This is a genomic window from Burkholderia sp. Bp8984, from assembly GCF_003853755.1.
Classification (GTDB): Bacteria; Pseudomonadota; Gammaproteobacteria; order Burkholderiales; family Burkholderiaceae; genus Burkholderia.
In genome coordinates, this window is sequence record NZ_QTQN01000051.1 from 12685 (window position 1) to 38139 (window position 25455).

The window sequence follows — 25455 nt, forward strand, 5'->3', positions numbered from 1 at the left end:
GTCGCAACCATACTGCCGCACGCGATCGAAAAGCGCTGCAGATAACCGGGATTCGGCATTGGGGCCGATTCCCGCCTCCCACACATTCGTACAGAAAGAAGCCGCACCGGGGTGAGAATCATTTCAACCGCCCCGAAAGAAACTGCCCCAGTCTCTCGCTTTTCGGGTTGACGAGGATGTCCTGCGGATTCCCTTCCTCCTCGATCTTTCCCTTGTGCAGGAAAATGACATGATTGGACACGTTTCGCGCAAACCCCATCTCATGCGTAACGACGACCATCGTCCGGCCCTCTTCAGCCAGCGCCTGCATGACCTTCAAGACTTCACCGACGAGTTCGGGGTCGAGCGCCGACGTCGGCTCGTCGAACAGCATCACTTCCGGTTCCATCGCAAGCGCACGCGCAATCGCGACACGCTGCTGCTGGCCGCCCGACAGGTGTGCCGGATACATGGTTTCGACACGCGCGGGCAGGCCGACCTTCTCGAGATACTTTCGCGCGCGCGACGTGGCTTCGTCCTTGCCGATTCCCAGCACGGCCATCGGCGCCTCGATGACATTCTCGAGGACGTTCATGTGCGCCCACAAATTGAAGTGCTGAAACACCATCGCAAGCTTGGTACGCATCCGTTGCAGTTGCTTCTGGTCGGCGACTTGCAACGCACCGCGCCTGTCTTGCGTCGTACGGATCAGTTCCGTCCCGATCGTAATCTGGCCCGAGCATGGTTGCTCGAGAAAGTTGATGCAACGGAGGAACGTGCTTTTTCCCGAGCCGCTCGAGCCGATGATGCTGATGACATCGCCAGCCTTCGCCTTCATCGAAACGCCCTTGAGCACCTCGTTGTCCCCGAACTTCTTGTGCAAATCCTCAACGATAAGCTTGTACATACGAGTGTCCTTCCTGATTGCTTAGTGACCGCGGGGTGCGAGATAGGCAAGCCATCGGGCTTCCAGCTTTCGGAATGCCCAGATCAGCCCGAAGACGACGGTTGCATACAGAATCGCCGCGAGACCGTAGGCCTGGAACGACATGTAGGTGGCTGAGTTCACATCGCGCGTGACTTTCAGGATGTCCGGCACGGTCGCTGTGAACGCAAGCGTTGTCGCGTGCAACATCAGGATCACCTCGTTGCTGTAACTCGGCAATGAGCGCCGCAGCACCGACGGCAGAATGATCCGCGTATAGAGCTTGAAGCGCGACATCCCGTAAGCGACGCCCGCTTCGATTTCGCCGGCCGCAGTCGCTTTGATCGCGCCCGCGAAGATCTCCGTCGCATACGCGCACTCGTTCAGGATGAACGCAAGCATCGTGCAGTTCATCGCGTTGCGAAAGAACGCGTCGAGCAACACGTGTTCGTGAACGACCTGCAGGCTATAGATGCCGGTGTAGCACATCAAGAGCTGCACATAGAGCGGCGTACCACGGAACACGTACGTGTACAACCACACGGGCCGCGAAATCCACTGATTGGACGACACTCGGGCGATCGCAAGCGGTATGGCAAGCAGGAATCCAAGCACGATGGATATCACCAGGAGCCACAAGGTGACTGCAAGCCCGCTGAAGCCGTACCCGTCCGTGTACAGATAGTTTTGCCAGTATTGGCTGATGAGACTGATCACAGTGCAAGCCTCCGAACGCCGACCGAATAACGCTTCTCGAGGTGATGCAGCACGATGTTCGAAACTGTCGTGATCGCGAGATAAATCGCGCCCGCGACAAGCGTGAAGAAGAAGAAGTCCAGCGTGGTCTTGCCCGCGTCCTGCGACGCCTTCACAACGTCGGCGAGACCGATGATCGACACCAGTGCAGTTGCTTTCACCAGAACCTGCCAATTGTTGCCGATTCCCGGCAGTGCAAAACGCATCATCTGCGGGAACAGGATGCGTCGGAATACCCGCCAGCCGCCCATCCCATATGCAAAGCCCGCTTCGAGCTGACCGCGCGGCACCGAAAGGAATGCTCCGCGGAACGTTTCAGTGAAGTACGCGCCATAGATGAAGCCCAAAGTCACGACGCCCGCGACGAACGGATCGATGTCGATCTGGTCCCAACCGAGCATATCGGTCACGTTGTTCAGCAGAATTTGCATCCCGTAGAACAACAGGAGCATCAGAACCAAGTCAGGGACAGCACGGATCAGTGTCGTATAGAAAGTACCGAGTGCTGCCAGCACGCGATTCGACGACAACTTTGCGGCAGCGCCAAGTAGCCCAAGTACAAATGACGCAGCGAGCGACAGCACCGCAAGCTTCACGGTCTCGACCGTGCCGGTCCATAGCAGCGGACCAAATCCTTGGAAAAACATGTCAGGGTATCCAGAAAGAGACGCGGCGCAGCACGGTCATTGCCGTGTGCGCCACGAAAAGGTCAGTTCCCGTAGATGTCGAATGCAAAGTACTTCTGCTCTATCCTCTTGAACGTGCCGTCCTTCTGCATGTCGGCGATCGCCTGATCAAGCTTCGCCTTCAGGTCAGCGTCTTCCTTGCGCAGACCGATACCTGCCCCTTCGCCGAGCGTCTTCGGATCGGTGATATCTCCGCCAGCGAACTGATAGGCAGCCCCGCGCGGCGTCTTGAGAAAACCGATATCAGCTTGCACTGCATCCTGCAGTGATGCATCCAGTCGCCCGGAGAGCAGATCGGAATAAACCTGATCCTGGTTCTGGTACGCGACGACGCGCACGCCCTTGGGTGCCCAGTAGGTCTTCGCGTACGTCTCCTGGATCGTGCCCTGCTCGACGCCCACCGATTTTCCTTTCAGCGAATCGGCTGTCGGCTCCAACGTGATGCCCTTCTTCGTCACGAGTCTCGTCGGCGTGTTATACAACTTTGCGGAGAACGCGATCTGCTCCGCGCGCTGCGGCGTCATCGACATCGACGACAGCACGCCGTCGAATTTCTTCGCCTTCAATGCCGGGATCAAGCCGTCGAAATCGTTCTCGACCCACACGCACTTTGCCTTCAATCGCGCACAGATCTCGTTGCCGAGATCGATATCGAAACCGACGACCTTCCCGTCCGAGCTCTTCGACTCAAACGGTGCATAGGTCGCATCGACGCCAAATCGGATTGTCGACCACTCTTTCGCAAATGCACTGGATGCAACGACGGCAAGCGCGACGCACGCAACGAGCTTCTTCATGACTGTCTCCGGGTAATTTTGCTTTTCAAGTACATCACGACAAGGAGTGGTGCTTCTGGTCAACACTACCCCTTTATCCACCACAAATTTCGTAAGCCTAATTAAATTATTAATATCGAATTACACGGCAATATACGGGATAACTGGTCTCTACAGCTCACTCCCTCGTTTCCTGGATAGCAGACTGCCCAGGAGCGTAACGTGTAGCGCTCGAATGTAGCTCTGCTCGAGCTACACCGCACCTCTGCTTCGTTCGAGCGCCGACGTCGCCATACCACTATCGGCCCCGCCGCCATTTATCTTGATACAGAAGAATCGCTGGCCAGCGATCGTCGGAACATCAATTTCGACCCCGGAATCAACGATGCCGGGGTCTAGTACTTCAAAGTGGCACGTTACCGACCTTGATGAGCCGATAGCCAATCTTCTCCGCTCCCGCGTGAACGCGGAGAATGTCGATCAACTCTTCGACGATTTGTACGATCTCCTTTCCACCAGTCGACGGAACAGCGGAATCGATAATGAAGTAGGCGTTCTTCGTCTCTTCCGTGAGCCGCGTACGTCGCCCTTGACGCCAGTTCCAGCGCCGGCAGGTCGCGCCAAGATCATCCGTCCAGATGACTTCCCCTTCGGGCACGATCACATGGTCAGCTGAAGAGTCGTCGGCAATGTCGAAACTCTCTCGCCCCGTTGCCGGCCGCAGTTCGAGCGTGCCTTGAAGCGTGTCGAGATCCTCGCCGCCGATCGGCACGAGGTGACGCAGGCTCAGTGCGTTATAGAAGTCGACCAAGCGGTTGATCGTCGGAACAGTCGAGTCCGGCCGAAGTGCCCGTCGCGCAAGCGATTCGACCGAACACGGATACTTGCGCGGCTTTGCGTTGAAACGCTTGTAGATATCGTGCCAGCAAGCAATTTTAGGGTGGTCACGGAGCCCGTCTGCATCGACGACCGTGTGCAAGGCTGCTGCAGCATCGGCGAGCGCCTTGCTACTTTCGTCGTTCGACGGACTGTTGTTCAGCCCGAGCGCCACAATGACGGCAATCGTTGCTTCCGGGTACGCATCATCAATTGCATCCGACACACGGAATTGCTCCAGCGCGGTTGCTACAGGATCTTCGATTTCGACTGACACGGCACACTCCCAAGTACATGCTGGGAATGACTATAGCCCGAAAAAATCGAGAGTTCAATATATTTGTCTTTTAGTTCAGTTTGATGACATCAACCGAACGTGCTCGCCCCTGCGCGAGCGGCTGTCCGTGGCTCGACAACCACCATCATGAAGACAACCTCCTCGTCCAGTTCGTTTGCATAGCGATGTGGAACGTCCGCCGAGAACACCAGCGCTTCCTGCGTGGCGACCGTTTCGCATACCGGCCCCGCGGTGACGGTCAACGCGCCGGTCGTGACAAACAGGAGCTCCTTCGTCCCCGGCGGATGGGCAATGCCATCGTAGGACTCGCGCGGACTTAGGCGCCACTCCCAGAACTCCAGCACGGACGGCTCGTCAAAACCGGTAATGAGACGCCCCAGTCCGCCAGCGGCTCCGCGCCAAAGCTCCGAGGCGTCGGAAAGTTTCGTTTTGTACGCAGCGGGGCGCAAATCCGTCTCGATCAGCTTGGAGATCGGCACGACAAGCGCATTAGCCAGCCTGCATAGTGTCGCGACACTAGGGTTGGTCTTGCCTTGCTCGATCTGGACGACCATTCCGCGACTGACTCCGGATGCCTGCGCCAGCTGATCCAGGGTCAGCCCACGAGCCTTCCGCTGCGCAACCAGATTTCTTCCGACGATGGTGTTGATGGCGTCGACGTCGTTCATGCGAGAACCGGTACATGTTGTGAGATCAATATAATGTACCACGCATGCAGATTACTGTTGGCGCCCAACAGTGCATGCTCGCCACGGCGCCCCGAGGAAAGCAAGCAGTAATCTCCGACAAGATCAGCAATCCGCCCCCGACAGATAGATCCGCGACCAACCGCTGCACATTCGGACGCCCATCGACTTCGTCCGGTCTATGGATGCCACGCTCAAGGATGTGCCGCATTCGCCTTTCGGCTCGTCCGGGCCGCATACGAGCCAGTCGAACGCCCCATCGACGCACTCCACCCATCGGAGCCCTGTCACGCATTCCGCGCAGACGCATATCCTCAGCCAAATCGGCCCCGACCAGCCTGATCCCCGACGTCCGGGCGAAGTCATTTTGATTGACTAACGTTCAATATCTTGTACTATTTGGCCGATACGTTTCAGTTTGTTCAACCGCGTTCGATCACGCAGCGTCGAACGACCTCTCAACCTTCCTGGCAAAAAATGGGCTCGATACTCGCGCTTCTCTCATCCGTCTGTTACGGGTCGGCCGACTTTCTGAGCGGCTACTCGACGCGTCGCGTATCGATCGGGTATGTGATGCTCTTCAATCAGGTCCCGGCGCTGGCGATCACGGCTTTACTGGCCATCGCGACGCATGGGCAGATGGCAGGAGCAACCGACTGGTGGTGGAGCGCCGCAGCCGGTGTGAGCATCGCAATCTCGCTGCCAACCCTCTATATGGCGCTTGGAATCGGACCTATGGCGGTGGTCGCGCCCGTAACGGCGTTGATCGGGATCGTTTTACCGGTTCTGTTCGGTGTGCTGGTTGCGCACGAAAGACCGTCCCTGCAGGCCTATATTGGCTTCCTCCTCGGCGCTCTGGCTGTCGTGATCGTCAGTGGCGCAGAACACGGCGACAGCGATGCCGAAGACAAGACACGACTCACCAAGGGCTTGCTTCTCGCTGTTGTCGCCGGTAGCGGGATTGCAGCCACCTACATTTGCCTGAAGCAGGTGTCTCTGCAAGCGGGATTCTGGTCACTGGCGGTGGCACGCTCCGTGTCGCTGTCTCTGTTGGTCATTACGGCTCTCTTCAGCCATCGCGTCACCCTGGAAGCTCGCCCCGACTTTCGCGGCGCGATCTTCATCGCCATCGCTGGTTGTCTCGATGCTTCCGGCACGATGCTGTACAAGTCCGCACTGATCTATGGGCAGCAATTGTCGATCGTGGCGACGCTTGTCTCTCTCTACCCCCTCACAACCGTGGTACTGGCAACGACCATTCTTCGTGAACAGCTCACGTGGCAACGCGTGGTGGGGGTCCTGCTCGCACTATCGGGGATCGGCTTGCTCGTCAGCTAAACATGAAGCATTGAGCGGCCGGCCTCGCCGATTTCGCTTTCTGTCGGCTGCGCCCGTCGTGTTACAAGCTCAACGTGCTCGCACCTTGTTCCCGCCCACCACGATCAGCACCTCCGCCTTTCCGCGCCCAACTGACCTGATCCGATGTGGAATTCGCGCATCAAAGTGCACCGCGTCCCCGACCGACAGCACGACCTTCTGGTCCGCAAAATCGACTTCCACCGTTCCCCGGTGGACGAACAGAAATTCTTCGCCTTCGTGCTCCTTGAAGTCTGCCGTCGCGACGTCTTTTCCCGGCGTGATCATGAAGGGAACCATCTCGCGATGCCCGCCACGAGCCGAGATAACGTGATAGGCAGGTTGCAGCGGATCGTCTCCCCGGCCGACCGCGACACGATCGCCAGCCCTGACGATCGTAAGCGCAGCCTCCGCATTGCTCGTCGAAAACAGGTCATTGACGTCGACCCCCAACGCCTCCGCAAGCTTCATGGCAACAGCGATCGACGGCGTGCTGATGTCTCGTTCGATTTTCGACAGATAACTCTTCGTCAGGCCCGATCGTTCTGCCAGTGCCTGCAGACTCAGCCCGAGTTGCTTCCGAAGTAATTTCAGGCGTATAGCCAACTGGTGCTCCCAATAAACATAGTCAACTGATGACACATCGTGTCATATACTTCATGGCGTGTCACGAGTTTGTACATGTGGACGCGCCCGACCACTCGACCGGTACCTGTAATGGCAAATACTCTGAACGAACCGAAGGCTGAGATCGTCGCCCGATCACTCGCTCAAATGGATAGCGAGGTCGCCGTGCATACCTGGACAGCTCGTCAGAAACTGGCGCTCACGTGTCGAATATTGTTCGACGGCGGACACGATTCAGGGCTCGCCGGCCAGATCACCAGTCGTGCGGATGACCCGAATACGTACTACACCCAGCCGTTTGGCCGCGGCTTCGACGAGATAACACCCGGAAATCTTTTGCTCGTAGACCCGGACCTCAAGACGCTCGATGGTCAAGGGATGCCGAATCCGGCAAATCGATTTCATACGTGGCTCTACCGCGCAAGAAGCGATGTGAACTGCATCATCCATACCCATCCGATGCACGTGTCGGCGCTGTCGATGCTCGAAGTCCCGCTCGAGATCTCGCACATGGACGTCTGTCCGCTGTATGAGGACTGCGCGTTTCTTGAAAAATGGCCTGGAGTGCCGGTAGGAAACGAGGAAGGGGAAATCATTTCAACCGCGATCGGCGACAAGCGGGCCATCCTGCTGGCTCACCACGGCATGCTCGTTGCAGGGAGCACGATCGAAGAGGCATGCATCCTTGCTCTTCTGATGGAGCGAGCTGCGCGGTTGCAACTGGCCGCGATGCAGGCGGGAACAATCAAGCCCATCCCGCAAGCGCTTGCCAAGGAGGCGCACGACTGGACGTCAACGCCTAAACGCCATGCGGTTACGTTTGGTTATTACGCTCGGCGTGCGCTTCGCAATCATCCGGACTGTCTGGACTAAGCCGTAGCCCTTCCTTCTGCCATCTGTGAGCCCCAAACAACCGGGGTTCCAGTCACTGCGCCCGGCAATCGATCTCTATCTGCCGCCGCCATGATCGCGCCGGTGTGGTCGCGACTTCGTCAGAGTAGTCCCGCAACCCGGCATTACACCTTTTCGACCCGAAAACGCATTGCAGTCCCTTCAAGGGTGATGCGTTTCCAAACGGCCGTTCTTTCCGCTTCGTTCAAGAATACCCAGTTCGCCACCTCGCCCGCTGTGCGACCGCAGCCCTTGCATACATCGTCGAAGAGGGTCGAGCATACGCCGATACATGGGCTGACGGGTAAATCGTGGAGAGTAGAGGTCATCTGAAGGCTCATCTGACAGTAAGTCCGGAAGGGACTTCCGATGTTCGGGAACGAGTAACGCGTAAGGCCAGCAATTTGCGTAATTACCCATACCCTGCCTATTGGGTCCGGGCATGTCAACTCGACGACCGCGCCTCAAGAAAGCGTACGTTCGGCGCCATCGACGCCGAGCGACGTTACGATGCGACTCTTGTCGCTTGACGAGTTCCCTGCCGTAACGGACTAAACCAGGTGCCCTAGGCTGCGCTCGAGATCTGCCCAGATGTCCTCGACATCTTCAAGCCCGACCGACAATCTGATCATGCCGCGCGACACACCTCTCGCGAGCTTCGCCGACGGGACAATTCGCTGCCGCGCCTCGACAAGTGCAGCAGGATGGGTGATCAGCGACTCGGTATCTCCGAGGCTCACCGCCTTGCCAATCATCGTAAGGCCATCGATCAACTTAGTGGCGCCATCGAAGCCCGACTTCAGCTCGAACGACAGCATCCCCGAGCCTGCGCTCATTTGCGTCCGTGCCAGTTCGTACTGCGGGTGTGTCGGTAAAAACGGATAACATACCGTCGCCACTGCGGCATGTTGGTCGAGCAGCTTTGCAATCTGGAGTGCGCTTTCCCCATGCTGACGCATCCGGATCTTCAGCGTCTTCAACCCGCGCAGGACAAGGAAGCAACTCATCGGCGACAAGCTCGAGCCTGTCATGTATCGCATGCCCTTGGCTCGAATACTGTCGATCATTTCTGCGCTGCCGATGACCGCGCCGCCAAGTGTGTCGCCATGACCGTTAATGTACTTCGTCAACGAATGGATGACGAGGTCAGCACCTAACGAAATCGACTGTTGCAACGCCGGCGACGCGAATGTCGAATCGACCACCACGAGCAAACCAGCGGCCCGGGCTCGGTCTGCAATCGCGCGGATATCGAGCACCTCGCCCGACGGATTCACGGGACTTTCGAAGTACACGATGCGTGTCTTGTCCGTTAGCGCCGCGGAGAACTCGTCCGGGTTCATCAGATCGATCTTCCTGACGCCAATACCGATGCCAGGCAGCCCGTCATCGAAATAGCTTGATGCGGTCGAATAGATCGTGTGGTGCGAAATGATTTCGTCGCCGCACTGAAGCAACGTCATCAACGTCGAACAGATGGCGCCCATCCCGGTACCCGTCACAAGAGCGGCCTCAGCTCCTTCCAGCGACGCCAGACGAGCCTCAAGCAGCGCTTGCGTCGGATTGTGCTGCCGACCGTACACGTATCGATCGCTCTCGCCGGCGAATACCGCTTCCGCATCCGCCATCGTGTCGAACGAGTAAGTCGATGTCATGTAGACCGGCGCGTTCACCGCACCGTGTGCCTCTTGGGCATCGTAGCCAAGATGGATGGCTCTCGTCATGAAGCCCATCTTGTCGTAATCGTGCTTCTTGCTCATTGCATGCTGTCCATGTGGAAATGACCGTTTCCGAGCACCCTCTCTCGGTCCCGGCCAGGTTACAGAATTTGGTTCAGAAACTGCACCGCGCGTTCGTTCTTCGGTCGCGTGAAAAACGTTTCGGGATCGTTCTCCTCGACGATTTGCCCTTGGTCCATAAAGATCACACGGTCCGCAACCTTCCTCGCGAATGCCATTTCATGGGTCACGCAAAGCATCGTGACCTTGCTCTCCTCGGCGAGTGAGACCATGACGTCGAGCACCTCCTTGACCATCTCAGGATCGAGAGCGGAAGTCGGTTCGTCGAACAGGATCACCTTGGGTTGCATACACAGCGATCTGGCGATGGCCACACGTTGCTGTTGGCCGCCCGACAACTGTCCGGGATATTTCTCGGCCTGATCCGGGATCCTCACACGCGTTAAGTACTTCATTGCCATCTCGCGCGCCTCGTCCAGCGGCTTCTTGAGCACCCAGGTCGGGCCGAGCGTCAGATTTTCGAGCACCGTCAAATGCGGGAACAGATTGAAGTGCTGAAAAACCATCCCGACCTTCTGCCGGACAGCCTCGACCTGACGCAGGTCGTCCGTCAACTCGGTTCCGTCGACCACGATTCGCCCCTGCTGATGGTCTTCCAGCCGATTGATGCAGCGAATCATTGTGGACTTGCCCGAACCGGATGGACCGCATATCACGATACGCTCACCGGCACTCACTACAAGATCAATCTGACGCAGGACATGGAACTCGCCATACCACTTGTTCACCCCTTGCAGGCTGATCATCGCGTCGCGCGGCGAAGCCGCCTGAGATGCCATACTCATTTGTGCTCCTTCGAGAGAGTCGCCTCGAGCGCCCGACTGAAGCGGGACATTGAATAGCAGAAAACGAAATAGATCGCCGAGATGAACACATACGCTTCGATGTCGAATTACGCACATAACATTCTCTAGGAGACGCCAATGCAATTTCTTCGCAATACGTGGTACTGCGCCGGATGGGGCGCTGACCTCGGTCAGGACGATCTCGTCGATCGAACCATTTTGAACGAGTCCGTACTTCTATACCGCAAACAGGATGGATCAGCGGTCGCGATCGGCAATCGCTGGGTACCGCCGACCTGATGAGCCTGAAGCCCGTGCTGCTCCCCGGCGATGCCCCTGCTATACGCGCCCGCCGGATCCTCACTGCCGAGATTGAAGCCGAGGCAAGGCTTAGCTCTCGATCTACGAGGAAGGGCTAGCCAGCAACTGGCTTGATGTGACAGCCGAGGTCGGCCAAGCGTTTGAGCAGGCGGCGGACTGTTTTCTGGGCATCATGGTGATCGAAGGGACGCCGAGATCGGCGTATTCGACGCCGTCCCGAAGCATGAAGTAAGCCGCCGTGAGTATCGAGGCAGCCATAGCGAGGGTCGCCTTTTCAAGGGCTCCCTTGGCTATCTCAGCCCCATCGAGTACCGTGAAAGCCTCGGGTTAGCAACGTAAATCAGTCCAAGAAAACAGTCGCATCCCCACGGGTCAATTCTGGGTGAACGTCAACACGTCGATTGCTTCATCTCTCCAAATAGGACCAGTTGCTCGTTGCCCATATTCGTCAGCATGGAGACCGGCAACTCGGGCAACATGCCAGTCCCTACACCTTCCTGCAGGAATACGTTGTCGAAATCACGCTTGAGCAGCAGGCGTCTTGTTAACTTGCACAACGTAAGAAGAGTCTCGGAGCGGACGAGCCAGTAGCATTCGACACCCGAGGCGATATACCGATCTTAGCGGCGTATGAAATCGCGCCGCTGCTGGTATGAGCGTCGCAGCTCTATCACAATGGCGTAGACAAAAGCAAAGTCGTCACCATTTGCGAAGCAAAAATGTCACTTCACCGGTCGACAGCAACTCGGAATCGGAAAACTGTCACGAACTCATATTTTTGCATGCCTCAAAATAAAATCGTCATCAAGCATGGTGTCGCGAAGACCGGCGTCAACTCCCCCGCGACGCCGTTGTAGCATCGGCTGTCGCGGTCGGGCATCGATCGAAACCCGAGTTCGAACGGACGATCAATCCGTAGTGGCACAGTTCCTTCACGGCTGCACCGCGCGTTGTCCAGCAAGCCATCCGGCGGGCCGCTCCAACCGCCGGGCGGATCCAGCGTATCGGATCCGCACCGACGGCACGGCGACGGCGATGTGTCGGCACCGGCCGCCGTCGCGTCCATTACACCTCGACCACGCGCCCCGTCCGCCACGACGTCATCGCGGCCTCCGCCAGCTCGAGCGCGGCGAGCCCGTCTTCGATGGTCGTCCTGACCCGCGTGCCGTCGCGCAGCGCATCGACGAAGTGCGCGATCTCGGCCGCGTACGCGTGCCGGTAGCGCTCGAGGAAGAACGGCTCGGGCACATCCGTGGCGATGCCGTTCGCCGCCCATGCGGTCACTTCGGTCGGCCGCACGTTGCCGGCCTGCAGCATCCCGCTGCTGCCGAGCAGCTCGAAGCGCTGGTCGTAGCCGTACGCCGCGCGGCGCGACGTGTTGATCTGGCAAAGCAGGCCGCGCCGCGTGCGGATCGTCACCGCGGTCGAATCAATGTCGCCGGCATCGCGCACGGCCGGACCGGTCAGGCAACTGCCGGTCGCGTGCAGCGTCTGCGCTTCGTCGCCGAGAATCCAGCGGAACACGTCGAAGTCGTGGATCAGCATGTCCTTGAAGATGCCGCCCGAGCTGCGGATGTAGTCGACGGGTGGCGCGCCGGGGTCGCGGCTCGTGATGACCAGCATTTCCGGGGCGCCGATGTCGCCGCGCTCGACGCGCGCCTTCAACGCGGCGAAGGTCGGATCGAAACGGCGCTGGAAGCCGATCATGCAGGTGACGCCGCGGCGGCGCACGACCTCCGCGCATTCGCGCGAGCGTGCGACGCTCAGGTCGACCGGCTTCTCGCAGAACACGGCCTTGCCCGCGTTCGCCGCCGCGACGATCAGGTCCGCGTGCGTATCGGTGCTCGATGCGATCACGACGGCCTGCACGGACGGGTCGCCGAGCGCGCGTTCGAGGTCGGCGACCTGCGCGCCGTGCGCCTGCGCGAGTGCTTCGGCCGACGGCGCATGGCGGTCGATCACGTACTTGAGTTTCGCGCCCGGGTGGCGCGCCAGATTCGCCGCGTGGATCTTCCCGATTCTTCCCGCACCGAACAAGGCGAATTCGATCATGGTGTGCTCCTTTCTTCTGGTGATTCCGTTGTGTGGGACGCTGCGTGGCTCACGTCGGCCGCGCACCGTCGCGCTCGTCAGAACGAGTGATTAATGCCGATGTTCACGCCGGTCTGCGAACGGCCCGGCAGCGGATTCGCGAGGTTGTCGTTGTCCGTGCCGGGGTTGTTGTTCGCGACCGAGAAATTCGAGCCGCTCGCGTTGCGCACGTGCGCGATGGTCGCGTAGAGCAGCGTGCGCTTCGACAGGCTGTAGGCGCCACCGAGCGCGAACATCGACGCGTGGCCGGACGGATCGTGCGTCGCGTCGCCGGCCCCCGATCCGACGTGCACGTAGTACGCGGCGCCGCCGAGCGATAGCGCGGGCGTCACGCGATACTGCGCGCCGATCCAGTAGTGATCGGCATTGCGCGCGAGGCCGGCAGGCGTGTCGGGCGCGTTCAGGTGCGTGTACGCGGCCTGCAACGTCAGCGCGCGCCAATAGAGGTTCGCACCGGCGAAGACCTCGCGCGAGCTCGTGAACACGTTGCTCATCCGGCCGTTCGCGTCGCGCAGCTCGTCGTACATCGCGCGCAGCATCACGAAGTCGTTGCGGTACGTGAGCTGAATGCCGTCGCTGCGGCCGTACTCGTGCGCCGCGCCGAGATTGAAGCCGCCCGCCTGATTGCCGAGCGCGTACTGCGCGTGCACGCTGAAGCCGTTCCACGACGGTGACCGGTATTCGACGTTGTTGCTGGTGATCGGCACGTTGCGGCTGCGCACCAGCGCGGTCGCGGAATAGGCTTGCTGCAGCAGCGGATCCATGTCCCATTGATCGTTCGCGATGAACAGGTTGCGGCCGAACGTCAGCGTGCCGAGCCGGTCGTGGCGCACGCCGACGAGCGCCTTGCGGCTGAACAGGCTGCCGTTGCCGTCGCCCGCGGTGCCCGACATCAGGTTGATGCCCGATTCGAGATTGAAGACCACGCGATAGCCGCCGCCGATGTCTTCCTGGCCGAGCAGCCCGAACCGGCTCGCGCCCCAGTCGCTGCTTTGCGCGCGCAGCCGCGACGCGGTGGTGCCGTTGCCGGCCTGCACCTGGCTCACGTAGTCGAGGCCGGCGTCGGCGACGCCGTATAGCGTGACCGATGTTTGCGCGAAAGCGCTCGAATAACAGAGGAATCCTGAGCAGATGAGTGCCGTTGGCGAAACTCGTTTCATGTCGTCTCCAGACCTGTCGTCGTTTTGTTGTGGATTGCCTGCTTGCCTGCGTCGTGTCGCGCGTGTCTCGCGCGTACGTCACGTCGTGTACCGCATCGCATGCCGTTTCGTGCGCGGCAGGATGCGCGACGCGACGTGCCGCGCGGCGATTGCCGCGGCGGCGTGCGCCGCTGCGACGCTCAGCGAGCCGCCAGCTCGCCGCGGATGTAGTCGATGCTGGCGCGCAGCCGGTCTTCGATGTCACCCGCTTCCGCGATTTCGTTCGCGAACGGCTCGAACGAGAATGCCTCGCGATAGCCGCGCGCGAGCAGCTCGCGCAGCTGCCGGACATTGCCGAGCCGGTCGGCGCCGCCGACCAGCACGCGATGGCCGTCGCGCATCCGGTCGACCGGCAGGTCGCCTTCTTCGACGCCCGAGATGTGCACGAGGCCTGTCAGGTTCGGGAAGAAGATGTCCTCGCCCGACAGATGATGGTGGAACGTGTCGTGCACGAGCCGGAATACCCGCTCGCCGGCCGCGGCGTAGATGCCCTTCACCGCGTCCGACTTGCGGCGCAGCGCGCATTCCTCGAAGCCGAGCGGCTCGATGAAGCCGAGCAGGCCGCGCGCGTCGAGGATCGGCTCGAGCGCCTTGAGCGCCTTGACGAGATCGGCGTGCCGCGCGGCGGGCTCGCGCGTGTCGCCGCGGCTGTTGGTCGGGCACAGCACCAGCGCGCGTGCGCCGCATTGCGCGGCGTAGTCGGCGAGCACGGTCGCTTCGTCCGCGCGCTCGGCGTTCCATTGGTCGAAGCGCTGCAGCGCGTTGATCGTCAGGATCGTCACGCCGCCGGCTTCGGCCGTCGCGCGCACGGCCGAAGCCGGCGTGCCGTCGGTGATCTCGACGCCGTCGAGATCGTTGCGGATCTCGATCGAGTCGATGCCGAGCCGCCGGCACAGCGCGACATAGCGGTCTAGCGGCAGGCGCGGCGCGCTCATCCGGTTCAGCGAAAAGTGAAAGGCGGGTTGCGTCATCGTTCGGTCCTCAGGTGTCGAATGGGGCGGGGCGAATCAGGTGAAGCTGCGTGCGCCGGCGCCGGGCGGCACATCCGCCGGTTCCGCGGCGAGCGCGTGCCACGTGGCGCGCAGCCATTGCGCGCACGCGACGTTGTTGTCGAAGATCGAATAGCGGGCGCCGCCGCCGTAGTCCGGAAACGGGATGAACTCGCAACTGATCTGCTCGAGCGGTGTCGGCCGCGTATGCACCTGCCACTCCAGCAGGCGCCGCAGCGCCGTCTTCCACGTGTCGAGCGGTGCCGCGCGCCATTCGCCGTGATACGCGCCCGGCGCCGGTTCGACGAACGGGTACTGGATCCCGCGGCCGGGCCGTCCGTCCGCGCGGCGCATCCAGCGGTTCTCCGGATTGTTCGGAATCACGCTGCGCGCATGCGCGTGGCGGACCCAGCCGCGTGCGATCCAGTCGGCGTAGACGGCCGACGGCGAGGCCGGGTCGAGCAGCTGCCGCACGCGCTCGACCGGCTCGCGCAGGCTCGACGCATCGAGTTCGGGGCGATTGCCGAGCTTGAACAGCAGGTGCGAATGGTCGAGCGTGATCCGGAACGGCACGCCTGTTTGCTCGACGCATTGCGCGACGCGCGCGATCCGCGGGAAATCCTCGCTCCACATGTCGACGTGCACTTCGAGGCTCGGCAGGCAGCCAACCGGCTCGCCGCGTTCGTATGCGCGCAGGTAGAAGTCGGCGACTTCGCGGTCCGACAGCGGATGGCCGTCCGCATGATGCGCGTACAGCTGGCAGTTGAGTACCGTGCTGCCGAACCGCGCGCCGGCGTCGACGATCTCGACGACGTGCGCTTCGTCGCGGCCGGCGCACCAGATGCCGCCGATCACGCGGATCGGCAGCGCATGCCGGTCGACGAGCGCGAAGTACGGCGACAGGTCCTCGCCGTGCACCGGGTTCTTCTCGACGTAGTCGAACACGCCGGCACCGGCAATCATCCGGAACCGCTCGGCGGGCGTGGGCAGCGGCAGGCCGTCGTGTTCGAGTACGCCGTCGAGGTTCACGCCGATGAGGATCGCTTCAGCCATCGTCTCCATCCGTTCCGGTTCTGGATGGCTGCCAAATGTACGGACGTGCGGCGCGGCCGGCATGACAAACGTTGACGAAAAATCGCCAATGCGGCGGTCGATTTTTTCGCGACGCGCACCCGCGCGATGCGCAGCGGGCGTCATGCCGGCAGGTACGCGCTGGTGCGCACGTTGGCAGAGCAGAACACACGGAATTCGACCGGATCGCCCGGCGGTGGTTGTTCGACGATCCCGCACGCGTGCAACACGTGCTGCAACGCGGAAATCGCCTGGCCGTCCGGATCCTGGTCGATCGCGATGTCCATCGAGCCGGCCTCGATGTAGGTGCGGTGCAGGTCGATCATCTCGTGCCCGATCCAGACGACGCGCCCGGCCGCACCCGCGCGGCGCAGCGCGGCCTCGATGCCGGTCGAGCCCGCGCCGCTGTTGTAGATCCCGACGATGTCGTCGTGCGCATGCAGCGCGTTCATCACCGCGCGGTAGCAACGGTCGTCCTGGTCGAGCGTTTCGACCGGTGCGGCGTCGCAGCCGAGGTCGGCGAACGCTTCGCGCAACTGGTCGACGCAGCCGGCCATCCGGTCGGCGTGCGCGCGGTAGCCCATGCGTCCGCCCAGCAGCAGGACGCGGCCGGGGCGCGCCGCGAGGCGGCCGATGTAATAGCCGGCCGTACGCCCGGCGCGGTAGTTGTCGATGCCCGCGTAGTGCACGCGGTCGATACCGCCGATGTCGGTGACCATCGTGACGACGGTCTCGCCGCGTGCGATCGCGCCGGCCAGCGCGTCGCGCACGCGCGGGGTGTCGCGCGCGGTGACGATCAGCGCCGCGCGCCGGTAGGCGGGCCGTTCGATCAGCGCGGCCGCGCGTTCGTCGTCCGCGGCGGGCAGGATGGTCCGGTGCACGACCACACGCCGGTCGAGCATCTGCAGCGAGCGCTGGAGCGCCTGCTGCAGCCGCCGGAAGAACGGCGCGTCGGTGTCGGGCAGCAGCACGTCGACGTGAAGCAGCCCGTGCCGCGTGTCGGGCAACTGGCGCGGCACGCCGAGCTGGCGCGCGGCCGCGACCACGCGCTCGCGCGCCTGCGCGGACACGCTGCCGCGCTCGTTCAGCACGCGGTCGACGGTGGTCGTGCTCACCCCGGCGAGCGCCGCGATCTCGTCGAAGCGTGCGGTGCGCTTGCGCCAGCGCGGACCGGACGGGTCGGTCATGGTCGTCTCCCTGCCTGTTATCGCCATCGGTGCGTGGCGCTGTCCGGAACGCTAAAGCGATGGCGAAATTTCGTCAACGTTTCGATTGAGCGGGTCATGGCCGTCGCCTAATTTTGAATGCATGCGAAGCGCTCGCCGCGCTTCCCGCAAACGAAAAACCAGGAGACTCGAGTGGCCCATACGGACGACCATGCGCACGATCGCACCGCGGCGGCGCGCCGTCAGGAATACCGAATGATCGGCGGCGCTGGCGAGCGCGCGCAAGCGGCGGGGCTCGTCAACGCCGCGTGGTACCGGTGCCCGGTGCCGCGGCCGATGATGAAGCAACTGATGCAGCGCGACGATGCGCGCGCGATCCGCGACACGCTGATCTGGTACGCGGCGATCGTCGCGAGCGGCACGCTCGCGTGGCTCGCATGGCGTGCGCATTCCGCGTGGGCGATTCCAGCGTTCTCCGTGTACGGCACGCTCTACTGCAGCCCGGCCGATTCGCGCTGGCACGAATGCGGGCACGGCACCGCGTTCCGCACGCGCTGGATGAACGACGTGCTGTACCAGGTCGCGTCGTTCCAGGTGTTCCGCCGCGCGACGGTATGGCGCTGGAGCCACGCGCGCCATCACACCGACACGCTGGTCGTCGGGCGCGATCCGGAAATCGCCGCGCCGAAGCCGACCGACTGGCTTGGCCTCGCGCTGAACGTGGTCGCGCTCAAGCATGTGGCGAGCGAGCTGCGCAAGATGGTCGTGCTGGCGTTCGCCGGCCGGCTCGACGACGAGGAACGCACCTACGTGCCCGAATCGGAGTGGCCGAAGGCCGTGCGCGAGGCGCGCATCCATCTGGGCATTTATGCCCTCGTGGTCGGCACGTCGTTGTACTGGCACACGATCCTGCCGCTGTTGTACATCGGGCTGCCGAGCCTCTACGGCGCGTGGCTGTACCTGTACTTCGGCCTCACGCAGCACGCAGGCATGCCCGAGAACGTGCTCGATCACCGGCGCAACTGCCGGACCGTGACGATGAATCCGGTGTTCCGCTTCCTGTACTGGAACATGAACTACCACGTCGAGCACCACATGTTCCCGATGGTGCCGTTCCACGCGCTGCCGAAGCTGCATGAAGCCGTGAAGGCCGACATGCCGCCGCCGTACCGCGGCACGCTGGCCGCGTATGCGGAGATCGTGCCGGCGCTCGTCCGGCAGACGCGCGACCCGTCCTATTACGTCGTGCGCCCGGTGCCGGACGCGGCGCGTGCCTGACCGGCATCGAACCTTCCAACCCAGGAGACACGCATCATGACGCAATGGATCGACACCGGCGCCCTCGACGACATCGACGACGAGGACGTCGCCCGCTTCGACCACGACGGCCGCACGTACGCGATCTACCGGATCGACGGGAACGTCTATGCGAGCGACGGGCTGTGCACGCACGAGCACGTGCATCTCGCGGACGGGCTCGTGATCGATCACGTGATCGAATGCCCGAAACACAACGGACGCTTCGACGTGCGCGACGGCCGGGCGCTGTCGGCGCCCGCCTGCGAGAAGCTGCGCACCTACCGCGCGAAGGTTGAGGACGGCCGCATCCTGATCGAGGTGTGACGCGATGGCGAACGACCGGGTGATGGCGATCGTCGGCGCGGGCCATGCTGGCGGTCGCGCGGCGCAGGTGTTGCGCGAGGGCGGTTGGCGCGGGCGCATCGTGCTGATCGGTGCGGAGGCGCACCTGCCGTACGAGCGGCCGCCGCTGTCGAAGGGCATGCTGACCGGCGAGCGCAGCGCAGCGCAATGCGGACTGCGCGATCCGGATGCGTGGCGCGCGGACGGCATCGAGCCGATCGTCGCGACGGTCGAGCGGATCGATCCGGTGGCGCGCGAGGTGCATGTGTCGGATGGCCGCGGCTTCGCTTGCGAAGCGCTGCTGCTCGCGACCGGCGGCCGTGCGCGCCGCCTCGCGATTCCGGGCGCGCAACACGACGGCGTTTTCGCGTTGCGCACGCTCGACGACGCGGCGGCGCTCGGCGTGCGGCTCGTGCCCGACGCGCGCGTCGTGCTGATCGGCGGCGGCTTCATCGGTCTCGAGGTCGCGGCGTCGGCGCGGTTGCGCGGCTGTCGCGTGACCGTGCTCGACGCGGCACCGCGCCTGCTCGGGCGCGCGGTGCCGGAGCTGATCGCGGCACGCGTGCATGCGCTGCATCTGGCGCGGGGCGTCGCGATCGGCCTGAACCGCCGGCCCGTCGCGATCGAGCGCACGCCGGACGGCGCGCTGGCCGTCGTGCTCGACGACGGCGACGTGCTGAGCGCCGATACGGTGGTGGCCGGCATCGGGATCGAACCGGCCGACGAACTGGCGCGCGATGCGGGCCTCGTCGTCGAACGCGGGGTCGTCGTGAACGCGCGGCTCGAAACCTCAGCACGCGGCATCTACGCGGCCGGCGATGTCGCGGTGTTCCCGAGCCGGGCGTCAGGGCGGCTCGTGCGTCAGGAAACTTGGCACGGCGCGGAAACGCAGGCGCGTGTCGCCGCCCGCAACATGCTCGGCGCCGACGAACCGTATCGCGAGATGCCGTGGTTCTGGTCCGATCAATACGACGCGCAGCTGCAGGTGGCCGGCGAACCGGCACTCGGCGTGCGCACGGTCGCGCGCGAACTCGGCGACGATGCGGAAATCCATTTTCACTTCGATGCAGGCGCGCGGCTCGTCGCGGCAAGCGGCTTTGGTCGTGCGTCGGGATTCGTGAAGGAGATGCGCGTCGCGCGCATGCTGGTCGAGCGCGGAATCGACGTGACACCGGCTGCGGTCGCGGATGCGGCTGTGAAGCTGAAGTCGCTGGTGTCGGCCGCGGGCGACCGGTAACGGCACCCGCGCGAAGAAGGACCGGCGGCACGCAGCGGCCGCTGCCGCGGGTTCATGCCATCGCGGGCGGCAGCAGATACAGGGGCAAAAAGAGCTCCCGGGCTGGGTTGCCGGACGCTGTCAACAAGCAACCAATCCCGCGCAGTCCAGCCTCGAAATGATCCGCCAGGAAAAAAGTCGAAGTCCGGACGGTTTAGAGATGGGGCGATGCGCGCCGTGCAACGACAGTCGACAATGAGCTGGATTGGCGGTACGCAAAATTGAATTTTGAAATCGCATTGAAGTCCTGGCCGAACGCCGCTTTTCAGACGGCGTTCCGTGGGTTTGAAAGCAGAGGCTATTGAACGACCGTTCCAGCCTGCTTCAGACTTCTAGAGGAGTTGCCGACGTACACCGTCGTCGTGCCGCTCGCCGGCGACCACTGCTGCGCGTCCTTGTCCCACGTGCTCAACGGATGATTGCTTGCATTCGGATCGATGTTGAGCGAGACCGTCTGCGATGCGCCGGGATTCAGGAAAACCTTCTTGAACCCGACCAGGCGCTTCGGTGGTTCACCGGACGACGACGGCAAGGCGACGTAGACCTGCACGACTTCCGCACCCGCGACCTTCCCCGAATTCGCGACTGATACGGTGACGTTGTATGTTCCGTTGCTTGCCGGCGAAACGGCAGCATTCTGGATCGTGAACGTCGTATAGGAAAGCCCGAACCCGAATTCGAAGGCAGGGCTTTTGTTCACCACATCGTACCAACGATATCCCATGGCGAGTCCTTCGGTATACGTCACGGTCGGAACGCCGTTGACGGAGACGCCCGGGTACTGCGCGGCACTGATCGAATCCATGAACCCCTGGCCGACTTGCGGGAACGTCACCGGCAGTTTCCCGGATGGATTCGTCACGCCAAACAGCAGGTCGGCAACAACGTGCCCATCCTCCTGCCCCGGGAACCATGCTTCGAGTATTGCGGCGGGCGCGGACACGCCGCCTTTGAGCAACGTCGGGTCGAGGGCCTCGACCGCATTGTCCTTGAGCACGAGCACCGTCTTCGGGTTCGTGGCAACCACGCTCTGGATCATTGCCAGCGTGTTGCTGCTCCTCACGGTACTGGTCGTCGTAAGCGAACTGGCCTTCGGTCCGTACCAATCGAGCGAATTTAGATATTTGCCGGCGTCAAGACTCAGGCCGGCCGCATCGACAAACGTTGCCTGATCCGCGCCCTCTTCGGAAATCGATCCAGCCATCACCACAACGGCATCGGCACTGCCCATCAAGGATTGAGCAGCGGCAAAGGTCGATGCCGCGCCATCAATGGTTGCGTTCGTGTTCGAATCGTCGACAAGCACGAGGTGAACCTTTGCCGTCGTATTGCCGAGATTCGCGAGCACATCCCGCATGCCTTGCAGCGGAGAAACTGTATAGAGTGCGACGACGTCAGAACTTCCGCCGCCGGACCCCATCGGGTTGCCGAGACTGCTGCCTCCGGCTACAGCTTGCTGGGCAAACACCTGCGAAGCCTTCCCCACAATGACAACATTCTGCACCCCCTTGCTAAAAGGCAGCGTTCCGTCGTTCTGTAGAAGGACCGCGGACTGTTCGCCGATCGCTTTCGCCGCAGCTCCGTCGGCAACGATATCGATCGGTGTTTGAACCAGCGGACGGTCGAAGATGCCCGCCTTGAACATCTGCGTGTATCGGTGACTCAATGCTGAATCGATATCCGACGTCTTGATCGCACCCGAGGCGACGGCAGCATTAAGCTTGTCCGGTGTCCACCACGTCACCACGCCCGGGATGATCACGCCCGGCATTTCATTATCTAGCCCGGCGAGCATCGTTCCTGCCGTACTGTGCGCGGCGAAGAAGTCTGATTGCACGTACCCGCTGAAACCCCATTGCCCACGCAGGACGTCGGTCAAGATATGCTTGTTCTCACACATTGAGAATCCGTTGACGGAATTGTACGAGCACATGACAGCGCCGACCTGCCCATCCTTGACGGCCATCTCGAAGGGCAGCATGTAGAGTTCATGCAACGTCCGGTCGTCAACGTTTTCCGAAATGGTCATCCGGTTCACCTCCTGCTCGTTGGCGACCAGATGCTTCGCCATCGCGATCATTCCGTGCGACTGGACCGCCTGGATCTCGGCGACGCCCATTGTCCCTGTGAGATAGGGGTCCTCGCCCATATACTCGAAATTTCTGCCGCCAATGGGCAGCCGGGCCAGGTTCATGCCCGGCGCTTCGAATACGTGAAGCGCGAGGTTTGCACCCTCCTTGCCAATTACGTCACCGAATTGCGTCGCTACCGCATGGTCGAACGATGCAGCCACCGCGATCGCGGACGGTAATGCAGTCGCCTTGGCGGACGCCGCGCTCGTCAGTGCCGCGGCACCACTCGGCGCCGAGCCGACCGGAACGCAATCGTTCTGGCCGATGCCGACTGGCCCATTGGTAATGCGAAGCGTCGGAATGTGGTATTTCGGGAGTCCGGGAATATGGCGCGCGCCAAAGCATTGTGGAAGCTCAGCAATCACGCCAGGGCCACCGACCAGTTGCTCTTCCTTGTCGGGCAGTGTCATAGCCGCCACCAACAGGGCCGCGCGCTGCTCGGGCTTCAACGACGTATTCATCCACGGCGATGAATCGCCCGCCGAGGACGACGGGGCGCCGCTACTGTCAGTATTGCCTCCGCACGCGCTCAACAACACTGTCAACCCCGCGGCCAGCCAAACCCCAGGCTTTTTGATCAATTTTCCCATGTCTCGCTCCTATGTCTATGCTTCCATATATTTTGTATTACTAACTATCAACACCGCTTCAGCGCCGTATAGACGCGTTCCCATGCATTTCCGCTTGGCCGAGGAGCCGACCATCAGGCAATTTGCGTCGAAGTGTGTGGTTCGAGCAGCCGCGACGTCGCCTTGCGCGCTGTCCCTGCAACCTTGGTCGTTCCGCCGTCGGTCATTCCCCGACGCGCCCTTTTTGGGAAAACGTTTATCTTAGAGTAGAGCGACGACTATGGCTTGCCTAGTCAGTATTAACGCCTATGCGCATTCCATCTGTCTGCGAACGAATCCCCTAGCACCCCCACAATGGGTAATCGTTTATCCATCGAGGCGACTGATCGAGACGCGCGTAGTCATACGGAGATGACAGGAAAGTGACGGCCGAGGACGAGAGTCCCGACAGATATGTCGCAACCACGCACCCGCATACGCATTCCGGCTGGCAATAGCTTCGGGGCGTCAGGGCCGCGGACGATTCGACGTTGAGTCCCGTACGATGAGGCGTGGTTCGAGTAGAAGATACGCAGTATCGTTCTGTCCGGACAGTGCTTCGAATACCTTTCGCGTCGCAAGCTCACCCATCTTCTCGCTCTGAGTGTCTACCGTCGTCAGCGTGGGCTCCGAATACTCGCCGTAGGGCGAGTTGTCGATTCCCGTGACCGAAAGTTCCTGAGGCAGTTGAAATCCAAGCGCCTTCGCACCTTTCATAAATCCTAGAGCAATCAGATCGTTGTAGCAGATCACCGCCTGCGGCCGGCGAGGGCCCAGCAGTATCCTCGAGCAAGCCTGCTCCCCCGCCACGGACGTCGGCGCGTGTGCATCGTACACATCTAGAGCGAGCCCCTCCTCCGCCAGACATTCGCTTGCGCCACAAATCCGCTCGGGATCAATCGATGCCTGGCCAAACCCTAAATAAGCGATCTTCCGATGCCCAAGGTCGAGAAGGTGTCGGGCTAGCATATACGTGGCAAGGCAGTTGTCGATGCTCACCGTCGGGATGGCGAGTTCATTGAGATGTCGCAACATCACGACCGGCTTCTTCAAGCCCAGCATCCAGTCGGCTTCCCGCTCCGAGAGCCGCGAGCTCACGATCAATCCATCCACGCGCTGTGCAAGTGCCTCGATCAGCGAACGCTCGCGCGCCGGGTCCTCTTCCGTATCGACCAGCAGCAGCGTGTAGCCGTGGGTGAGCGCAACCCGATTAGCCCCTTTCACGACACTCGCAAAGTGCGGGTTGCTGATGTCGAGAATCGCGAGGCCAATAGTACGCGTGCGCCCAGTAACCATCGACCGTGCGAGTGGGCTCGTCTGGTAACCCAGCTTTTCGATTGTGGCTTTCAAGCGCGACTCCACTTCCGGCGAGAAGCGCTTGGTCCCATTAACGTATTTCGATACGGTCGCAACCGAGACATCGGCTGCCGTTGCCACATCGCGGATCGTCGGGATTGGGTTCTTCATAAACGGAAGGGAGTTCGGAAATCCGGCCATTGTCGCAGATGGGCAGTCCGTGCGCCCCGCGAGCGCCCGCGAAAATCATCTCACCCATTTGCACAGTGAGCGGGCACCTACTGAAGGACAGCGCTCGCTCGCGCGAGTGGCATCGAATGGCGCGCACGGCAACACCCCTAAAGCTTCCACCGAGCGTGCGATTCATCACGTCCGAGAAAATCGCCGCGCTGTGCTTTTCGCTCAACCGTGACGCAAGGCGCAATCGCCGGGCAACAAATCGTCACCTGCGGGCTGTACATCACGTTAACGCGGCGCGGCGCCGCCGGGGACCCACGCAGAATCGCTAGCGGTGCGATATCCAGGCCGTCGATGTCTGGTCGCGTCGGCGCTCCCGAGCAAAGCGCTGACTTGCTCGGGAGCAATCGCCTGGATCAGGAAAGCTGCCACAACAACGTCGCCGCGCGGCATACCATTCTCCCGGCACACCCGCAATTCCGATCCGTCATTCGAGCCAGGACCTGATATTCGCTCGCATCGCGCCTGCCGAGATCCCGTAACGGTCGTGCAACGTCGGCAACGCACCCGCGGCGAGATACGCATCCGGCAGCGCGATCTGGCGGAACGGCACGACGACATCGGCCCCGAGCAACGCCGTCGCGACTGCTTCGCCGAGCCCGCCGATCACCGTATGATTTTCGGCGACGATCACCATGCGTCCGCTGCGTGCCACCTCGCGAACAATGGTCGCCGTGTCGAGCGGCTTGATCGTCGGGACATGCAGCACGGCGACATCGACGCGATCGGCTTCGAGCGCCTTCGCCGCCTCGAGCGCACGCATCGTCATGATCCCGGACGAGATCAGCAGTACGTCGTTGCCGTCGCGCAGCAACTTGGCCTTGCCGAGCTCGAACCGGTAGTCGTACTCGTCGAGCACGGCCGGCACGTTGCCGCGCAGCAGGCGCGCGTACACCGGCCCCTTGTGCGCCGCAATCGCCGGCACCATCTGCTCGATGTCCAGCGCGTCGCACGGATCGATCACGGTCATGTTCGGCATCGCACGCAT

24 protein-coding genes are annotated in these 25455 nt (G+C 61.9%); 6 read left to right on the forward strand and 18 right to left on the reverse strand.

Annotated elements, in window-relative coordinates:
- Nucleotides 1–118: 118 nt before the first annotated feature.
- The 6 genes from DID98_RS32950 to DID98_RS32975 all read right to left on the reverse strand — a co-directional run bounded on the left by DID98_RS32950 (nt 119) and on the right by DID98_RS32975 (nt 4964).
- Nucleotides 119–886 carry an ABC transporter ATP-binding protein gene (locus DID98_RS32950; RefSeq protein ID WP_124489733.1) on the reverse strand — a complete coding sequence of 256 codons (768 nt, stop codon included), beginning with the start codon at nt 884–886 and terminating at the stop codon, nt 119–121.
- A 21-nt stretch (nt 887–907) separates the two neighbouring features.
- Nucleotides 908–1621 carry an ABC transporter permease gene (locus DID98_RS32955; RefSeq protein ID WP_124489734.1) on the reverse strand — a complete coding sequence of 238 codons (714 nt, stop codon included), beginning with the start codon at nt 1619–1621 and terminating at the stop codon, nt 908–910.
- Nucleotides 1618–2307 (reverse strand): ABC transporter permease, encoded by a 690-nt coding sequence (locus DID98_RS32960; RefSeq protein WP_124489735.1) that lies wholly within the window; start codon nt 2305–2307, stop codon nt 1618–1620. Before DID98_RS32960 ends, DID98_RS32955 begins: the two co-directional genes overlap by 4 nt.
- Nucleotides 2308–2369: 62 nt before the next feature.
- Nucleotides 2370–3143 (reverse strand): ABC transporter substrate-binding protein, encoded by a 774-nt coding sequence (locus tag DID98_RS32965; protein ID WP_124489736.1) that lies wholly within the window; start codon nt 3141–3143, stop codon nt 2370–2372.
- A 382-nt stretch (nt 3144–3525) separates the two neighbouring features.
- Nucleotides 3526–4275, reverse strand: coding sequence for a B3/4 domain-containing protein (locus DID98_RS32970; protein WP_221622544.1), 750 nt, complete (start codon nt 4273–4275; stop codon nt 3526–3528).
- Nucleotides 4276–4364: 89 nt separating this feature from the next.
- On the reverse strand, nt 4365–4964 hold the full coding sequence (locus tag DID98_RS32975; RefSeq protein WP_124489737.1) for a helix-turn-helix transcriptional regulator: 600 nt from the start codon (nt 4962–4964) through the stop codon (nt 4365–4367).
- A gap of 408 nt (nt 4965–5372) precedes the next feature.
- Here DID98_RS32975 and DID98_RS32980 point away from each other — a divergent pair, with 408 nt between their 5' ends.
- Nucleotides 5373–6320, forward strand: a complete 948-nt coding sequence (locus DID98_RS32980; RefSeq protein WP_124489738.1) for a DMT family transporter — start codon at nt 5373–5375, stop codon at nt 6318–6320.
- Between the two features lie 69 nt (nt 6321–6389).
- Here the strand turns inward: DID98_RS32980 and DID98_RS32985 are convergent, their stop codons facing one another.
- Entirely contained in the window at nt 6390–6944 is a 555-nt protein-coding gene (locus tag DID98_RS32985) for a helix-turn-helix domain-containing protein (protein WP_124489739.1), read from the reverse strand.
- A gap of 111 nt (nt 6945–7055) precedes the next feature.
- Between DID98_RS32985 and DID98_RS32990 the strand changes: the two genes are divergently transcribed.
- Nucleotides 7056–7838: an aldolase gene (locus DID98_RS32990; protein ID WP_124489740.1), complete on the forward strand. Its 783-nt coding sequence runs from the start codon at nt 7056–7058 to the stop codon at nt 7836–7838.
- Between the two features lie 143 nt (nt 7839–7981).
- On the opposite strand, the gene DID98_RS32995 is transcribed toward DID98_RS32990, so the two are convergent.
- The 3 genes from DID98_RS32995 to DID98_RS33005 form a co-directional block, all read right to left on the reverse strand.
- A complete protein-coding gene (locus tag DID98_RS32995; protein WP_124489741.1) occupies nt 7982–8185 on the reverse strand; it encodes a DUF1289 domain-containing protein in 204 nt (67 codons plus the stop codon).
- A 222-nt stretch (nt 8186–8407) separates the two neighbouring features.
- Nucleotides 8408–9616, reverse strand: a complete 1209-nt coding sequence (locus tag DID98_RS33000; RefSeq protein ID WP_124489742.1) for a PLP-dependent aspartate aminotransferase family protein — start codon at nt 9614–9616, stop codon at nt 8408–8410.
- Between the two features lie 59 nt (nt 9617–9675).
- Nucleotides 9676–10434: an amino acid ABC transporter ATP-binding protein gene (locus DID98_RS33005; protein ID WP_124489746.1), complete on the reverse strand. Its 759-nt coding sequence runs from the start codon at nt 10432–10434 to the stop codon at nt 9676–9678.
- A gap of 144 nt (nt 10435–10578) precedes the next feature.
- Between DID98_RS33005 and DID98_RS36000 the strand changes: the two genes are divergently transcribed.
- Nucleotides 10579–10740, forward strand: coding sequence for a hypothetical protein (locus tag DID98_RS36000; RefSeq protein WP_185640919.1), 162 nt, complete (start codon nt 10579–10581; stop codon nt 10738–10740).
- A gap of 1086 nt (nt 10741–11826) precedes the next feature.
- Here DID98_RS36000 and iolG read toward each other — a convergent pair.
- From iolG to DID98_RS33035, 5 genes are all read right to left on the reverse strand, one after another.
- Nucleotides 11827–12813, reverse strand: coding sequence for an inositol 2-dehydrogenase (gene iolG / locus DID98_RS33015; protein ID WP_124572042.1), 987 nt, complete (start codon nt 12811–12813; stop codon nt 11827–11829).
- Between the two features lie 77 nt (nt 12814–12890).
- Nucleotides 12891–14012, reverse strand: coding sequence for a porin (locus tag DID98_RS33020; RefSeq protein ID WP_124572043.1), 1122 nt, complete (start codon nt 14010–14012; stop codon nt 12891–12893).
- A 179-nt stretch (nt 14013–14191) separates the two neighbouring features.
- Nucleotides 14192–15022 carry a TIM barrel protein gene (locus DID98_RS33025; RefSeq protein WP_124572044.1) on the reverse strand — a complete coding sequence of 277 codons (831 nt, stop codon included), beginning with the start codon at nt 15020–15022 and terminating at the stop codon, nt 14192–14194.
- Between the two features lie 36 nt (nt 15023–15058).
- On the reverse strand, nt 15059–16093 hold the full coding sequence (locus tag DID98_RS33030) for a xylose isomerase (protein WP_124572045.1): 1035 nt from the start codon (nt 16091–16093) through the stop codon (nt 15059–15061).
- 140 nt (nt 16094–16233) lie between these two features.
- Complete coding sequence (locus DID98_RS33035) at nt 16234–17298, reverse strand: LacI family DNA-binding transcriptional regulator (protein WP_124489848.1); 1065 nt, start codon at nt 17296–17298, stop codon at nt 16234–16236.
- A gap of 171 nt (nt 17299–17469) precedes the next feature.
- Between DID98_RS33035 and DID98_RS33040 the strand changes: the two genes are divergently transcribed.
- Genes DID98_RS33040 through DID98_RS33050 form a run of 3 tightly spaced genes read left to right on the forward strand, consistent with a single transcriptional unit; the run spans nt 17470 to nt 20155 of the window.
- Nucleotides 17470–18555, forward strand: coding sequence for a fatty acid desaturase family protein (locus DID98_RS33040; protein ID WP_185640920.1), 1086 nt, complete (start codon nt 17470–17472; stop codon nt 18553–18555).
- A gap of 36 nt (nt 18556–18591) precedes the next feature.
- Entirely contained in the window at nt 18592–18900 is a 309-nt protein-coding gene (locus DID98_RS33045; RefSeq protein ID WP_011657860.1) for a non-heme iron oxygenase ferredoxin subunit, read from the forward strand.
- Nucleotides 18901–18904: 4 nt separating this feature from the next.
- Nucleotides 18905–20155, forward strand: coding sequence for an NAD(P)/FAD-dependent oxidoreductase (locus DID98_RS33050; protein ID WP_124489850.1), 1251 nt, complete (start codon nt 18905–18907; stop codon nt 20153–20155).
- Nucleotides 20156–20492: 337 nt separating this feature from the next.
- On the opposite strand, the gene DID98_RS33055 is transcribed toward DID98_RS33050, so the two are convergent.
- The 3 genes from DID98_RS33055 to DID98_RS33065 form a co-directional block, all read right to left on the reverse strand.
- On the reverse strand, nt 20493–22916 hold the full coding sequence (locus tag DID98_RS33055) for a beta-glucosidase (protein WP_124572046.1): 2424 nt from the start codon (nt 22914–22916) through the stop codon (nt 20493–20495).
- 486 nt (nt 22917–23402) lie between these two features.
- Entirely contained in the window at nt 23403–24401 is a 999-nt protein-coding gene (locus tag DID98_RS33060) for a LacI family DNA-binding transcriptional regulator (protein WP_124489851.1), read from the reverse strand.
- A gap of 493 nt (nt 24402–24894) precedes the next feature.
- Nucleotides 24895–25455, reverse strand: a 561-nt coding sequence (locus tag DID98_RS33065; RefSeq protein WP_311767945.1) for a transketolase family protein, incomplete at its 5' end; no start/stop codon positions are given.

Coding starts and splice junctions, on each gene's coding strand:
- DID98_RS32965 (WP_124489736.1), bottom strand. CDS start 3,143: ATGAAGAAGCTCGTTGCGTGCGTCGCGCTTGCCGTCGTTGCATCCAGT.
- DID98_RS33025 (WP_124572044.1), bottom strand. CDS start 15,022: ATGACGCAACCCGCCTTTCACTTTTCGCTGAACCGGATGAGCGCGCCG.
- DID98_RS33020 (WP_124572043.1), bottom strand. CDS start 14,012: ATGAAACGAGTTTCGCCAACGGCACTCATCTGCTCAGGATTCCTCTGT.
- iolG (WP_124572042.1), bottom strand. CDS start 12,813: ATGATCGAATTCGCCTTGTTCGGTGCGGGAAGAATCGGGAAGATCCAC.
- DID98_RS32950 (WP_124489733.1), bottom strand. CDS start 886: ATGTACAAGCTTATCGTTGAGGATTTGCACAAGAAGTTCGGGGACAAC.
- DID98_RS32995 (WP_124489741.1), bottom strand. CDS start 8,185: ATGACCTCTACTCTCCACGATTTACCCGTCAGCCCATGTATCGGCGTA.
- DID98_RS33060 (WP_124489851.1), bottom strand. CDS start 24,401: ATGAAGAACCCAATCCCGACGATCCGCGATGTGGCAACGGCAGCCGAT.
- DID98_RS33030 (WP_124572045.1), bottom strand. CDS start 16,093: ATGGCTGAAGCGATCCTCATCGGCGTGAACCTCGACGGCGTACTCGAA.
- DID98_RS33035 (WP_124489848.1), bottom strand. CDS start 17,298: ATGACCGACCCGTCCGGTCCGCGCTGGCGCAAGCGCACCGCACGCTTC.
- DID98_RS33045 (WP_011657860.1), top strand. CDS start 18,592: ATGACGCAATGGATCGACACCGGCGCCCTCGACGACATCGACGACGAG.
- DID98_RS32990 (WP_124489740.1), top strand. CDS start 7,056: ATGGCAAATACTCTGAACGAACCGAAGGCTGAGATCGTCGCCCGATCA.
- DID98_RS33055 (WP_124572046.1), bottom strand. CDS start 22,916: ATGGGAAAATTGATCAAAAAGCCTGGGGTTTGGCTGGCCGCGGGGTTG.
- DID98_RS33000 (WP_124489742.1), bottom strand. CDS start 9,616: ATGAGCAAGAAGCACGATTACGACAAGATGGGCTTCATGACGAGAGCC.
- DID98_RS36000 (WP_185640919.1), top strand. CDS start 10,579: ATGCAATTTCTTCGCAATACGTGGTACTGCGCCGGATGGGGCGCTGAC.
- DID98_RS32975 (WP_124489737.1), bottom strand. CDS start 4,964: ATGAACGACGTCGACGCCATCAACACCATCGTCGGAAGAAATCTGGTT.
- DID98_RS32960 (WP_124489735.1), bottom strand. CDS start 2,307: ATGTTTTTCCAAGGATTTGGTCCGCTGCTATGGACCGGCACGGTCGAG.
- DID98_RS33005 (WP_124489746.1), bottom strand. CDS start 10,434: ATGGCATCTCAGGCGGCTTCGCCGCGCGACGCGATGATCAGCCTGCAA.
- DID98_RS33050 (WP_124489850.1), top strand. CDS start 18,905: ATGGCGAACGACCGGGTGATGGCGATCGTCGGCGCGGGCCATGCTGGC.